This window comes from Arcanobacterium sp. (ex Cirak et al. 2026) (genome assembly GCF_053585065.1).
Genome location: NZ_JBQJCE010000007.1, coordinates 36,381 through 50,689, shown reverse-complemented (window position 1 = coordinate 50,689; position 14,309 = coordinate 36,381). Strand labels below are relative to the sequence as shown.

Annotated in this window: 9 protein-coding genes; 7 read left to right on the top strand and 2 right to left on the bottom strand. The window is 53.6% G+C overall.

The features are described 5' to 3' along the window. Window positions 1-84 precede the first annotated feature (84 nt). Genes ACTOVJ_RS04955 through ACTOVJ_RS04945 form a run of 3 tightly spaced genes read left to right on the top strand, consistent with a single transcriptional unit; the run spans window position 85 to window position 5,215 of the window. Complete coding sequence (locus tag ACTOVJ_RS04955) at window positions 85-1,041, top strand: class C sortase (RefSeq protein ID WP_449501359.1); 957 nt, start codon at window positions 85-87, stop codon at window positions 1,039-1,041. Beyond that, window positions 1,038-1,709 carry an isopeptide-forming domain-containing protein gene (locus ACTOVJ_RS04950; RefSeq protein ID WP_449503673.1) on the top strand — a complete coding sequence of 224 codons (672 nt, stop codon included), beginning with the start codon at window positions 1,038-1,040 and terminating at the stop codon, window positions 1,707-1,709. The genes ACTOVJ_RS04955 and ACTOVJ_RS04950 overlap by 4 nt, the downstream gene beginning before the upstream one ends. Continuing rightward, window positions 1,709-5,215: a DUF6923 family protein gene (locus ACTOVJ_RS04945; RefSeq protein WP_449503674.1), complete on the top strand. Its 3,507-nt coding sequence runs from the start codon at window positions 1,709-1,711 to the stop codon at window positions 5,213-5,215. Before ACTOVJ_RS04950 ends, ACTOVJ_RS04945 begins: the two co-directional genes overlap by 1 nt. A 168-nt stretch (window positions 5,216-5,383) precedes the next feature. Here ACTOVJ_RS04945 and ACTOVJ_RS04940 read toward each other — a convergent pair whose 3' ends face one another. Next, entirely contained in the window at window positions 5,384-6,538 is a 1,155-nt protein-coding gene (locus ACTOVJ_RS04940) for a TDT family transporter (protein ID WP_449501356.1), read from the bottom strand. A gap of 317 nt (window positions 6,539-6,855) precedes the next feature. On the opposite strand from ACTOVJ_RS04940, the gene ACTOVJ_RS04935 reads away from it, so the two are divergent. After that, a complete protein-coding gene (locus tag ACTOVJ_RS04935; protein ID WP_449503675.1) occupies window positions 6,856-7,512 on the top strand; it encodes a deoxynucleoside kinase in 657 nt (218 codons plus the stop codon). Between the two features lie 296 nt (window positions 7,513-7,808). Here the strand turns inward: ACTOVJ_RS04935 and ACTOVJ_RS04930 are convergent, their stop codons facing one another. Further along, a complete protein-coding gene (locus tag ACTOVJ_RS04930; RefSeq protein WP_449504640.1) occupies window positions 7,809-9,680 on the bottom strand; it encodes a solute carrier family 23 protein in 1,872 nt (623 codons plus the stop codon). Between the two features lie 287 nt (window positions 9,681-9,967). Between ACTOVJ_RS04930 and ACTOVJ_RS04925 the strand changes: the two genes are divergently transcribed. The 3 genes from ACTOVJ_RS04925 to ACTOVJ_RS04915 all read left to right on the top strand — a co-directional run bounded on the left by ACTOVJ_RS04925 (window position 9,968) and on the right by ACTOVJ_RS04915 (window position 14,307). Beyond that, a complete protein-coding gene (locus tag ACTOVJ_RS04925) occupies window positions 9,968-11,239 on the top strand; it encodes an MFS transporter (RefSeq protein ID WP_449502655.1) in 1,272 nt (423 codons plus the stop codon). A gap of 283 nt (window positions 11,240-11,522) precedes the next feature. After that, a complete protein-coding gene (locus tag ACTOVJ_RS04920; RefSeq protein ID WP_449502656.1) occupies window positions 11,523-13,136 on the top strand; it encodes an ABC transporter substrate-binding protein in 1,614 nt (537 codons plus the stop codon). Continuing rightward, window positions 13,087-14,307: an ABC transporter permease gene (locus tag ACTOVJ_RS04915; RefSeq protein ID WP_449504639.1), complete on the top strand. Its 1,221-nt coding sequence runs from the start codon at window positions 13,087-13,089 to the stop codon at window positions 14,305-14,307. The genes ACTOVJ_RS04920 and ACTOVJ_RS04915 overlap by 50 nt, the downstream gene beginning before the upstream one ends. The last annotated feature ends 2 nt before the right edge of the window (window positions 14,308-14,309 follow it).

The window sequence follows — 14,309 nt, the reverse complement described above, 5'->3', positions numbered from 1 at the left end:
GTTATCTCGAAACACACCACAAGCGTATGGAAATAACACGCCCACCCAGCCCTTCGGGGCGCATCATCTATTTGGAAGGGACATATGAGCAGACATAGCATCGCAGAACCTCAAAAGGTTGAAGCCAAGCAACCCGTGGCGGAAACGTCAGTGTGGGGTCGTATTGCGTTGCCGCTCATTCTGGCCACGATTTCGATTCTGATCATGCTGTATCCCGTGGTGGTGACTCAGCTAAAGAATCTTGAGCAGATGCGTGTCTCGGCGGAGTATTCCCAACAGGAAACAGCTGCCGATCCTCATGTGCTTTCCCAAGAATTTACGTCTGCACAGAAATACAATGCGGCGCGTGCTCAAGGTCCGATTCTCGATCCGTGGCTTGCCCGCATTTCTCAAGATAATCGCGATTATCAGGCGTATCTTTCAGAACTGAACACTTTTGAAGTGATGGGACGTTTAGTCATCCCAGCAATCAAAGTTGATCTTCCCGTGTACCACGGCACGGGTGAAGATTCCTTGCAGCGCGGAGTTGGACATCTCTATGGTTCAGATCTTCCCGTCGGCGGTGAAGGAACCCACTCGGTTCTCACCTCACATTCAGGGCTTCGTAATGCGACACTTTTCGATAATCTTGTGAATCTGAAAAAAGGTGACTCCTTCTATATTGGAGTCGCTGGTCAGCGTTTGAAGTACCAGGTCTACAAGACTCAAGTGGTACTTCCCAATGAGATTGAGTCCTTGAACCAGGTCAAAGGAAAAGATCTGGTCACCCTCATTACGTGTACCCCCTACGGCATTAATTCCCATCGACTCCTTGTCCATGCTGAGCGTGTGCCCATGGATAAGACGGAAGAAGCCGCAGTCTTTAACGAACAAAGTACCCTGAACTGGCAGTGGTGGATGTTTGCACTCATGGCTGCTGCGTTCGCGCTCGCACTCGGTATGGGCATGTGGGCTCGTAAGCAGGTACGTACAGCCCGCGCCCACAACTCACGTTTTTCCGAAACCGATAACCCACTTTTCACTGGGGATAATAACTCATGAAAAACATTGCAAAAATGATGGTTGCCGCATTGGTGGCAGTGGTTACGACAGTTGCGGCACCAACCGCCTGGGCACTCGACAAACCTGACGACTTCATCTCAGGAAAGTCACGCCTCACGGTCACGTTGCCCACCGGTAACCCCTATGATGACCTGAAAACCCCGCCCCTTGATGGTTATACGGTGAAACTATTACGCGTGCAGCTCGATGTGCGCACAAAAGCGGACTATGATCATGCCGCCACACTGAAATACGATGCCGCAATCAAGCTCGGCACCCAAACCATCAGCACAAAAACGACAGGTACCGCTGGCATCGTGACATTCCATGACCTCGATCCTGCTCTATATGTTGTGCAAACTGAACTTCCTCAGGGACGAAAAGGCGTGCCCCGGATCAACCCAGCACTAGTGTTACTTCCGGGAAAGAACTCTGATGGTTCTTTTGCATACCGAGTGATGATGAATCTCAAGCGTTCACCAAAATCACAACCCACCCCGCCCCCGAATATTCCAAATCCAAGCCCCACCCCAACTCCAACGCCCCGAACTCCCAAACGACCACCGCTGCCGCGGACAGGAGCATCAGTTGCCGGCACAGGTGTAGTAGTCACAGCCCTCATTATTGGGGGCGTACTACTTGCGCGTAAGAAGAAAGGACAGATCTGATGACAGTTGCAAATATCAACCGCAGATCACTGACAAGCCTTACACGCGTTGCCATCGTCCTTCTGGCCAGTCTTGGCCTCGCCTTCTCAAGCGTGCTCGTTAGCCTCGGAGAAAAAGCAGAAGCTATCACCCCCGGGGCAACCCTCTTGAACGCCGACAAGTCCCCGGGGTGGTGTTACAACGCCACGGACATTCCGACCACCGAAGACTTTTACAAAAATGAAGTCGCAAAGAAGGACACGTGGAAAGGTTGGACTGTCGCCAAAGGATCCTGGGATCAAGACAGATACCCGAATTCGGAGCTAACGGATCTGAAAGTTCAGTTAGGAGGTTCACACTCTCCTAGTGCCCTGTGGATTTATCACGGCGGGGCATCTTCTGCGAGGTACGAACGGATTCTTCCTGCTAGGGACTACAGTGTTTCCTATGATCAGGCTAATGGTTATACGACAGTCACGTTCAAAAAAGCGCTTCCTAAGACTGCGGATAACCACGACATTTATGTGGCTGTGAGTGGTACTGGCAAATGCGGTACTGACCGTAAAGTGAACTTGTATGGCCCGAAAGGCAAACAGGATTCGTCAGGAAATACAGGCGAAAGGGCAGCCAATTCTTCAGCTTCTTCCTCAAAGGAAGTAACGAAAGAAGTCCGTTTAGAGGACGATGCTTACGGCGCTCCTAAATGCCGTAACGTGACTCACACTACAACGCAACGACTCTTCAAATTCTGGAAAGATTCCTCCAGTAATGAAATCGATGGCATCAAGGTATCTTATTCTTCATCGGTTGGCTCTCGTCTAAACAAATCTGCCGTTTCTGTCCGCTACGCTTACGCTAGCTACTCTTCTGGCCGTGACTTTGACGTAGAAGTGGATGGCAATAATGTGTATCTTAAATTCCGCCAGCCACTGGTGTTTAACGTTGGTGGACAACTGCAGATAGATATGCCAGGCATGGCGGGTAGCTCCTGCCCGCAGGTTTCGGCATGGGCTGGTGTTGATGCGCCGCCAAATCAAGGTAATGTCTGCAAGTCCACGATTCATTCGGAAGATCCTTCCTCCGTGAGAAATACTACGCAGAGCGGACGTCAGCCCGCCCGAGAGCTTTCTCCACAAGAAACATCGGAAGGTAGCCGTTCCTACGTTATTACCTCGGAGCCGAAAACCAGGGATCGTTATAAGTCCCAACTCTGGTATCAGCCTGCGGGCGGAGGAGAATTCATTCGGATTGGCGCTCAAACCGGATGGGTCTATAACGCGCTTGCCTATAATCCTCAGGACAATTGGCTCTATGCAATTTCTCAAACCAGAAAAGGAAGTGGAACCAAAGAAAAGGAAGACCCGTGTTTTCCGTCCGCTCATCTCTTGCAGATCAATCCGCTAACCGGTGAGGTCTTCGATCTCGGCTTTGTTGCATCGAGGCGAGGCAGCAGCAGTTCTGCCTTCACAGATGAGGATCGCTATGGTGGCATTAATGCAGGCGTGATTTCGGCTAACGGTACCTACGTTGTGTCGAATTCATCGACATCAGGTACGAGAAATCTCTACAAAGTAGCGATTCCCGCGGTAAAGAGTACCGGTTCCACAGCGGAAAAAACCGCAATGGTGTCGTTTTCTGAGGACTATTCTGTTACTACTGGGGCAGACGATTATATCTGGGGTATCCAATCTGTGGCTTCTCATACTCCCGACCATCTTGAGCGAATCAACATTCGCACTGGGCGAGTTGATATCATCAATCTTGGTAACCTCAGGACTGACTCAGGCGAACCATTCCCACGTGGTAAAAACTGGGGAAAATCGTGGACGTACGGAAACGGGAATTTTGGTTTTGGCACCGGATCTACTGGAAATGATACAATCTCCATCCAAATCCAGGTCAAAAACCCAACTGCCTCTTTATCTCTATCGAACATTAAACTCATTGCAGTCAAGAAGAATGCTCCGGCATCCTTTAACACTGATGGTGCCTCATACCTCGGCAGCCCTGTAACCCCTGATCTCAAGGTCAAAAAGACGTTCGGTGGTATGAAGAACGGCAAAGCAAACTGGAAGATCAAAGTGAGCAATGAAGGGACAGGCGGGTCATCTGGCTTTACCTTGAACGACAATTTGCCGAAGGGTTATACGATATCTGATCCCAAACGTGACATTACCGTGGAAGATACCACCGGTGACGGTATCCCGAGGGTGGTGGATTATGACGTTTCGACAAACCGCGGTAACCAAGGTAATGACCAAATTCAGGTGTTAGTTGGGTCAGTCCCGGACGGGCGAGAAGTCACAATCTCAGTGACAGCGACTCCCCCTGTCGGCTCAATTGAACAATGTGTGACAAATACAGTCACGATCACGCCGAATGAAACCGATCCGGTAGTGGATAATAACGTCTCCACGGCTGATTGCGGACTCGAATTTGAAAAGAAAGCTATCGATATCCACGGCACGGAAACAGGCATCGAAGTCGGGGACAGTCACGTCATAAAGAAACTTGACGGTGCAAATTACCGCACAGTTCGATTTGACTTGATTGTGAAGAATCCAGGGGTAGCTGAACTTCCCTATACGCTGACAGACCATCCAGGATTTACACGCGATGTGTCGCCGAAGTTCGTGGTTCTCAAAGAGAAGAACGCGCCGGGTGATGGAGCTTCTCAAATTAGGGATGCTGTTAAGTTCGCATATCCTGGCAATATCCCGGTTTCCACCATCGTTAACCAATATATTCGCAAGCAAAATCCGGTACCGGGGCATCCTGACCAAATAACGATTGCGCCAGGGGCTAAACATTACTTCGAGCTTGAGTACTACTATGTGATGAACCCTGAATCGAAGAACACTGCGACCAAAATATGGGATCACCTCCAGTGTGTCGGCAAAAAAGGATCCGGGAAGCCTGAAGAAGGGCTCTATAACAAAGCCACACTTAGGGATGTCATAAATCAGAAAAACATCCTTGATGAGGATTGTGTACCGATTGAGCAGCCGAAAAACGCTAAGGTCACGCTCAAGAAAGTCGACGCATCACACACCGAGCGAGAACTCAACGGTGCCCAATTCAAAATTCGCCCGGTATCGTTAACGAACCCAGATTCGTTTGGCGAAGCAATCCAACCAACCGATGGCACGTATGATCTTTCTGAAGGAACCTACGTTGTATCTGAGACCAAAGCGCCTGCCGGATACTCACTCCTGCCTGGCCCGGTTTATGTGAACATTGTTCGTTCAGACGATGATTTCACGATACAGTTTGGAGAAAGCTACACCACACCGGCAGGAAAGCGGGAAATAGCCTGGACTAAGGTTGGGCAACCATTGCCACTAGTGTCAGTCGAAAAAAGTCAGAGAGAAAGTCAGACAATCTTCACAATCCAGATTGCTGACGTCACCACTGGAGAATTACCAGTCACCGGCGGTACAGGAATTCTGCCTCTGATGGCGACAGCAGGCCTGATTGCCCTCGCTTCCCTCGTGACTACGCGAAAGCGATGGACAAGCCAACACTGAATATATGCTGAGCATGTCGCACATCGTGCTCGCATACAGTGCTCGTATACAGCGCCCGCATATCGGGCCACTCACCCCCACAGATCGCCGGATAGTCTGAGTCGATCTAGTGGAAGATGACAAGGGGGCTGGTTCCAGAAGAATTCTGGAACCAGCCCCCTTGAGTTATTACCACACCATCCCGCGTCGGCGAATATTCACCACGGAAGCCACTGCACACAAGCTCACTGTGCCCACCAGCACAAGCGTTCCTGCCGCACCAATCCACGTCATGATTTCCACGCCCGCACCCTGTGCAAGCAACGTAGCGCCAAGAGCGAGCGTGCCGATAGGGAACGTCAGCGCCCACCAACCCGGAGCGAAAGGCATACGACGCAAGAAACCGCGAACCGTCATCACGAGCGCCCACGCAACGAGCGGAATCCCGATCACAAACATTGCCCAACCGTAGGCGTTCGCCACAGCTTGTGCACTACCCGCAAACTCGGGAAGCAACATCTGCTGCGATTGATGCGCGATCGCTTGCGCAGCCGCCGTGGACTGACCCACGATACCCAAAGGAATCCATGCGCTCGCACTCGCAGCCAAGGGCAGCGGCTCCACCCGCCAATGATGATGGTAAGCCGTGGCAAACACAGCCACTCCCAGGAAAAGGGACATGAAAAAACACGCTGACGCTGCTGCAAGAAGCCAAAACTGAAAAGTCACAGAAACATGCTCGACAAGCACCGCGCCCGTCGTCGCCGACACCATCGGCCCCACAACAGCTAGTCCCCACACGATAGACGGTGAGCCAAGATCAGCGCCAATGAGCCAAATAGCGAAGCCGAGCGACGCCAGTGTCCCAATCGTCGTGCCCACAATCCACATCGCTGCGTCAAGCTGCCAAGCAATCTCAGCCAGGTGAGGCCAGTGCGCAGAGATCACGATCGCCGTCGCTGAACCAACCGACAAAATTCCCATCGACACTGTGCCCCACATAGGTGTCTGCGTAGAATCGCGGATCGTGGTCATCAATGCGTCACGCGAAATGGCGATTCGTGCCAGATATCCCAGCACAAGAGCTGTGAAAACACACCACGCCAGCACGAGCACTACAACCGCCGCCGTCCCCGCGCCCGGAAGATTTCCCGCGTGCGATTGCAATAAATTCGCCAAAATTCCGGTTCCCATTGCGGCAGGGAACCATGCCGGGCCAATCGGCGGGAGCTTCGCAGAGCGTGATGAAGCTGCCGACTGTGGCACACCCGGCGCAATCGGATCGGGCGAGGTTTCATTCGCTTGGGCAAGTGGATAGGTTGATGATGCTGAATCTTTCTTCACAGTTATCCAGAGTGCACTTTCTTTCGCGTCTGTGCCAGTTGCATCGACGCTAAATATGCCACAATGTTGACTCCACACCCACGAACTGAGCTTTTCATCAGAACACCACCCCAATGTGTGTTCTGGCAAAACTTCTCCTGCAAGAAAGCCAAGAAAACCTGAACTTTCTGTGGCCTGTGGTAGTACCCACCCCGCAAGGCCCAGCACCGACGCCGTAGGTGGGGTACCGTTAGAACACCGGCTAGCGCTCAATGCGCTGCCGGTTCATTTGGTAAAAATCCACGCCTACCGGGCGCAGAGAAAGAAGTTTGGAGCGTATGTTGATCGTCATCGGCGGCATGATCGGCGCAGGGAAAACCACGGTTGCTGACCTGTTGGGAAAAAAGTACGGCTCCACTGTTCTCCACGAAAATGTGGAAAACAACCGCATCTTGCCGTTGTTCTACACAGCCTCAAAAGAAGAGCAAGAACGCAAGCGCTACTCATTCCTCCTCCAGCTTGAGTTCCTCAACTCGCGTTTCACTGACGTCAAGCGTGCGATGCTCACCGGAAAGAACACCATCCTCGACCGCTCAATCTACGAGGATTGGTACTTCGCAAAGGTCAACACAGAACTCGGCCGCATTTCGCCCGAAGAATTTCATATTTACGAGGGCCTGCTCAACAACATGATGGAAGAAATCCAAGACCTCCCCAAGAAGTCCCCGGATTTGTTCATCTACCTGTACGCCGATTTCGATACGATCATGGATCGTATCCATTCACGTGGGCGCGATTTTGAACAAGATGACGAGCTCACGTCCTACTACCGCAAGCTGTGGGAAGGATACGACGAGTGGGTGGAGAATGACTATATTGCCTCCCCAGTCCTCAAGATCAACGTGGCCGAGCATGAGGTGGGGCTTGTTCCCGAACAGCAGCAATACTTGTTTGACCAAGTTGAGAGCGAATTGACGCGCCTGAGTGCGCAATAATTGACGCCCCGCCGCAGAGCGTCCCTCTGCGGATATTCCACCACCTCACATACACGATCACTCCGGCCGGAACCCAGCTCCTCGTCCAACTCCGAATCTTCGATCGTGAAGCCCCAAGGCCGCTGGCTCGATCACATCGAACACATCACCAAGCGTCACTCGCACACAGGTTCAGAACGTCACCAAACTATGCACGGGGCTAACCCTCACACCACCGATATCGCCCATGACGCGCGCGAAGCGATAAATAAGGAGTGGCGGGATGAAAACACCCCGCCACTCCTTTCTCCTGTCGATCAGTGTTGGAATTCTGATGCGCGATCCTTCGCGCTACGCAAGAGAATGTCCAAACGATCCTGAGTGATGCGGCCAATTTCAGCCAATGCCATCATGTTTTCGACCTCAGCCCAGTTCCCTAGGCGACGGCGAGCCGCCGCGAGGATACCGGCCATCGAATCGTCGGTACGCAAGTAAGCGACGTACGGCATGTCGAACTTCTCGCGGTAGTCACGGCAGAGTTTTTCGAGCTCAGCGAGCTGTGCCTTATCTGCTGAACCGAGGGCAAGAGAGCCAATGTCTCCCGTACGAGCTTCCGGATTTGTCAGGAGGTCATGCATATCGGGGTAGTCGGCCACGAGGTGCCCACGTGCGTCGGCGTCGGCATGCATAATCGCAAGCTGCACGCTTTCGGCAAGCTCGTCAATTGAGTTGAATGGACGTGACTCCCACGCCTTCTCCAACGGCCACACGTGGGAGTTAAAGAGCGGACGGAAAGTGGACACGAAAGTCTTGAGATCCATCTCGTTGACGTCCTTGAGCGACACCTTAGCTGCGACGTCGATCTTTGTATGTCCACGTCCGATATGGAAGAAGAGCAAATTCAAGCAGATAGCAGCGATCGCACCGATTGACATACCTGAAGAGAAAAATACCTGTGCCCACTGCGGGAACACCTGTGCGATCTCAGGACGGAAAGTGACAAGCATCGCTAAGCCAAGTGCAGTGGTGACGATTGCGGCGATGCGCGGATCGGTCAGATCGGACTTAGCAATCGTTTGCAAACCCACCCACGCCACGTTCGCGAAGAGTGCCAGCGATGCGCCGCCGAGCACGGGGGACGGGATCGCGGCGACAACAGCTCCAACCTTGGGCAGCAGGCCGACGATGATCATCAGCACGCCAGCCCCCGCAGCCACCCAACGTGACTTGATGCCGGTGAGGCGAACCAGGCCAACATTCTGGGCGAACATCGTGTACGGGAAGGAATTCAGCACACCACCGAGAGCGGTGGATGCGCCGTCGGCACGAATAGCGGCCGCAACTTCAGCAGAGGTGATGCGCTTGCCGACGATCTCGCCGGTGGCGAAGACGTCGCCAGTGGTTTCGACCATCGTGATCAGCATAACGATGAGCATGGACAAGATTGCGGTGAAAGAGAATACCGGCCAACCGAAGTAGAACGGAGTAGTGACTCCCAGAGCGGGAGCAGTGGCGACGGCGTTGAGCTTGTCTGGGGAGATGTGGCCGCAGAACAGTGCCACAACAGTGCCGCCGACGAGACCGATGAGGACTGAAATGGTGCCGAAGAATCCGCGGATGAAGCGTTGAACCAACAAGATCGCGGCAAGAGTGCCGAAGCCGTAGGGGAGGTCTCGGACCGCGGGAACGCCGTCGGCGTAGTTGACAAAGTCGTTAGCGGAGACAGCCAAGAGCGAGGTGCCCATCACAAGGAGGACGGTACCGGTGACGTGGAAAGGAAAGAAGCGCAGCAGGCGGGCGAAAAAAGGTGCTGCGAAGAAAGTGAACAAGCCAGCAACGATGATTGATCCGTAGATCACTGGCAAGCTAGCGAGGCCACCGGCACCGCCAGTGGCAGCCAGTCCGATTGCGATAATCGGTGCGACGGCGGTGGTGGTGACGCCCTGAATAATCGGCAGACGCACGCCCACTTTGCGACCCACGCCTACTGACTGGATCAAAGTTGCCAGGCCACATGTGAAGAGATCGGCGTTGATGAGGTGGATTGTGGTAGCAGTGTCAAGGTTGAGTGAGGAGGCGATCAGCAGCGGCACGATCACAGCGCCAGCATAGAAGGCCAGGAGGTGTTGAAGGGACAGGAGCACGAGCTTCGGAGCCGCCGGAACGGCGTCCACTGGGTGTTGTTTCATCACCTTGGACATTCTAGACTCTACGGACGCCATCATGCCCATCTTTCCGAATGTCGGACAAATTGTGTCCGCATGATGAAACCTTGTAGGTGTTGGGTGGCCGCGCGTAGTGAATAAATGTCCTGGTAGGAGAGTGAATGAGCGGCCTGGTAGGAGAGTGGATGAGCGGCCTGGTAGGAGAGTGAATGAATGTCCTGGTAGGAGAGTGAATCAATCCGCGTCGCCTTAAAAGTTGAAAGATGAACAACATCCCGAAATACTGAGCACTGACAGTGAGAGAGGATGTTATGGCAGGAAAGTTACGTGCATTATTTGCCGACACGCGCCCGCTGAAGAACGCGGATTTTCGGCGTCTGTGGTTGGCAAATATCATCACAGTGATCGGCGCTCAGCTGACAGTAGTGGCTGTTCCCGCCCAAATCTACGACATGACCGGATCGTCTGGCATGGTTGGCCTGGCGGGAGCATTCGGCCTCGTTCCTCTGATCGTCTTCGGCTTGTACGGAGGTTCCCTGGCTGATTACCTTGATCGACGCAAGCTCCTGGAATTCACCACGCTCGGTTTGATCGCAACATCGGCTCTCTTCTGGCTCCAAGCCGCGGCTGGCTGGAATAACGTCTGGCTCCTCCTGCTCATTTTCTCAGCACAACAATCATTCTTTGCAATCAATCAACCCGCGCGGACAGCGATTTTACCCAAGCTGATGCCGACATCACAGATTCCGGCAGCCAACGCCTTGAATATGACGGTGTTTTCAGCCGGCGCCATTATTGGGCCGCTTGTCGGCGGAGCGCTCATCCCCATTCTCGGCTATTCCTCTCTCTATCTGATCGACACGCTCACTCTGCTTGCCACGCTCTATGCGGTGTATCGGCTTCCTAGCCTGCCGCCAACCACAAGTGAAGGAGCGCCGGGAATGCGTGCCGTCATCGACGGCCTGAAATATCTCTCAGGACACCACATCGTGCTGATGTCATTCGTTGTCGACCTCATCGCAATGATTGCTGGCATGCCCCGTGCGCTTTATCCCGAGGTTGCCCATGTGAACTTCGGCGGCCCCCTGGAAGGAGGAACAGAGTTTGCCCTGCTCAACGCCGCAATGCCTATTGGTGCCGTGTTAGGCGGAATGTTCTCTGGGTGGGTCAGTAGAGTGCATCGGTATGGGCGAGCCGTGTTAATCCTGATCGCGATTTGGGGAGTAGCGATGTTTGCGCTCGGACTCATGTTTACTTTCGCGCCAGCTGCTCCCGGCTGGTTCCTTATTGGAGCAATGGTGGCTCTCGCAATCGGGGGAATCGCCGATATGAGCTCGGCGTCGTTCCGACAGGGAATCTTGCTCGGCTCCACAAACGATGCTGTCCGCGGACGGCTCCAGGGCGTGTTTATTGTGGTGGTAGCCGGCGGGCCGCGCTTGGCCGACGTCGTTCACGGAGGAATGGCGGAAATCGTCGGGCCAAATATCACAACATGGGCGGGCGGTGTGCTCGTTGTGATCGGCATGGCAGTAGTCGCACTGATGTATCCGGCATTCAGGAAATTTGAGGCAACGCATGACTAAAACGCGTCGGTGCGCGATACGCAGACAGGCAGATTAGGTTGCCGGCACACGTGTGCGCTGATGGCGAATTTTTCGTTTCATCTTGTACTCATTGCCTCTCGCCTACTAGCATCGAGCGCATGAGACTTTATGTGACCTCTTGCTGCTGTGCGTGTTCCTCACACGTATAGTCTTGTTGTGCACAAAAGTTAACCGATAATCAACGAGGCTGGTCATGGCCTCGTTTTTTATTTCCAGAGCTGAAACCTCGGCCAGACCACCTTGCGAAGAACATAAGGAAAACATGAAACTCAAACTCGCTTCGCTTGCTATTGCCACCCTGACCGTGCTCGCAGCCTGCGCGACAACGTCGACCACCTCGGTGTCCGGTTCAGGAGCCGCAAGCGCCACAACAATCCAGCTCGGAACCACGGACAAAGTTTCAAGCCTAGACCCTGCAGGCTCGTGGGATAACGGTTCAGCGAACGTGGAAAACCAGATTTATCCCTATCTTGTGGGGATCGTTGCCGGAGCCACCTCCAATACACCCAAGCCACTCTTGGGTGACATGGCAAAATTCACCTCGCCAACTGAGTACACGGTGAAACTCAAAGACGGCCTGACCTTCGCAAACGGACACGCACTGACCTCGTCGGACGTGAAATTCTCCTTTGATCGCCAGCTCGCAATCGCCGACCCACACGGCCCTTCCTCCATGCTGACGTCATTAAAGGAAGTCAAAACTCCCGATCCACACACAGTAGTGTTTGTGCTCAAGACCCCAGATCAGACCTTCCCACAGGTACTGACCACTGTGGCGGCGTTGATCGTGGATGAAGAAGTTTTCCCCAAGGACAAAATTCTGTCCGATAGCGAGATCATCAAAGCCCGACCCTTCGGCGGCCAATATGAAATCGCCAGCTACCAACCAGGATCGTTGATTAATTTCGTTCCCAACACTGCCTATGCAGGCAACCTCGAACCAGTGAAGAACGACGGCGTTGTGATGCGCATCTACGCCGATGCTTCGAACCTGCGTCTCGACCTCGATAACGGCACTCTCGACGTTGCCTACCGCCAGCTCGCTGCCACAGATATTGAAGCACTGTCAAAGAACGACAATCTCAAGGTGGAAAAGGGAGCTGGCGGCGAAATGCGCTACATCACCTTTAACATGGATACGATGCCTTTCGGTGCGAAGACCCCTGAAGCTGATCCAGTTAAGGCCAAAGCCGTTCGAGCCGCGATGGCAGATCTCGTTGATCGAGATGCCCTCGCCCGCGATGTGTACAAAGGAACCTACACTCCGCTCTTCTCCTACCTTCCCAAGGGCTTCGACGGTTCAAAAGATACCCTCAAGGAAACCTATGGTTCGGGCACAGGACACCCCGATCAGCAACGCGCAGCCAAGCGCCTTGCTGACGCAGGCGTGAAAACACCCGTCACTATCGCTCTCGAATATAACCCCGATCATTACGGAAAGAATTCGGCAGATGAGTATGCGGCAATCAAGGCTCAGCTTGAGAAATCAGGTCTGTTCACCGTTCGCCTCGCTTCCACCGAATGGGTTCAATACTCCAAGGAGCGCCTTGCTGATGCCTACCCGGTCTACCAGCTCGGATGGTTCCCCGACTACGTTGATCCGGACAACTACCTCGCCCCATTCTTCTCAGCAGACACCTACGTCAACAACCACTATGCGAATGCTGACGTGATGGCCAAGGTGGATGCGCAACGAACTGAGGCAGATCCGATGAAACGCGCAACCATTATTGATCAGATTCAAACCGCAGTCACTGCAGACCTCCCCACATTGCCATTGCTGCAAGGTCAACAGGTTGTCGTGATGAAGAAGAACGTCACGGGCTTTGAATTGGGCACCGCCTACAAGCTCTACTACGCGCCAGTATCGAAGTAACAACATTGCCGACGTCGGTGCGTATCTCGTGCATCGACGTCGGCTGACACAGAGGAGAGTTGTCGTGGTTGCTGAGGATGAGACCACCGACGTCGGAAACGACGCGGGAGACACAGTTGCACAAGGCCAACGCCGCGAGAAAAAATCTCACGGTTCGTTCTGGACCTACGTGTTGATACGTTTTTTGCTGATTTTCCCTACAATCTTCATTCTGCTCACAGTGGTGTTTTTCCTGATGCGCTCCACGGGTGATCCCATCACCGCAGCGCTCGGTGGACGCCTACCCGCTGACCAACTCGCTGAACGTGTCCACGCCGCTGGCTATGATCGTTCCCTGATTGTTCAATACGTCGATTACCTTGCGGGCGTCTTTACTGGTGACTTCGGAACCACTTTTACCGATCACAGACCCGTCATCGAAATCCTGTCCACATACGGTCTGGCCACCTTTGAACTTGTCGCCTATGCAATCGTTGTCGCGCTCATGATCGGTGTGCCATCAGGAATGATCGCCGCGCGTTTCCGTGATCGCTGGCCGGATGCCGTGTTGCGAATTTTTGCCATTCTGTCCTATGCGACGCCAGTATTTTTTGTGGGACTCATGCTCAAACTGATCTTTTCCGTCCACGGTGGTTGGCTCCCGGCGTCGGGGCGCGCATCGAATGCCGGAGAATTGACGATGGCCTCGATTCAGAACCCTACAGGCATATATTTGCTTGACGCATTGCGCTTAGGTGACCTCGCTCTTGCAGGTGACGTCCTGATGCACGCCATCCTTCCGGCGATCGCGCTCGGTTTGCTCATGGCGGGCGTGTTTTTGCGCTTGATCCGCACTAACCTGATCGGAACACTTGACCAGCCGTACATCGAATCTGCGCGCTCGCGTGGAGTGAGCGAGAGCCGTCTTGTGACAGCTCACGGGTTGCGGCCTGCGCTGATCCCCGTGATTACCGTGATGGGAATGCAGATCGCGATGTCACTGGGTGGGGCTGTGCTGACTGAAACAACATTCGAATGGAAAGGTCTTGGCTTTAAGCTGGCCGAATACATGGCATCGCGCGATTACGTGGCTGTTCAGGGCATTGTCATGCTCGTGGCAGTCATCGTTGCGCTGATGAACTTCATCGTCGATATGATCGCCGCCCTCATCGACCCCAGAGTGAGGTATTGAAA

Excerpts from the sequence above, each read along its gene's own strand:
- ACTOVJ_RS04955 (WP_449501359.1), top strand. The coding sequence starts at position 85 with ATGAGCAGACATAGCATCGCAGAACCTCAAAAGGTTGAAGCCAAGCAA.
- ACTOVJ_RS04950 (WP_449503673.1), top strand. The coding sequence starts at position 1,038 with ATGAAAAACATTGCAAAAATGATGGTTGCCGCATTGGTGGCAGTGGTT.
- ACTOVJ_RS04945 (WP_449503674.1), top strand. The coding sequence starts at position 1,709 with ATGACAGTTGCAAATATCAACCGCAGATCACTGACAAGCCTTACACGC.
- ACTOVJ_RS04935 (WP_449503675.1), top strand. The coding sequence starts at position 6,856 with ATGTTGATCGTCATCGGCGGCATGATCGGCGCAGGGAAAACCACGGTT.
- ACTOVJ_RS04930 (WP_449504640.1), bottom strand. The coding sequence starts at position 9,680 with ATGAAACAACACCCAGTGGACGCCGTTCCGGCGGCTCCGAAGCTCGTG.
- ACTOVJ_RS04925 (WP_449502655.1), top strand. The coding sequence starts at position 9,968 with ATGGCAGGAAAGTTACGTGCATTATTTGCCGACACGCGCCCGCTGAAG.
- ACTOVJ_RS04920 (WP_449502656.1), top strand. The coding sequence starts at position 11,523 with ATGAAACTCAAACTCGCTTCGCTTGCTATTGCCACCCTGACCGTGCTC.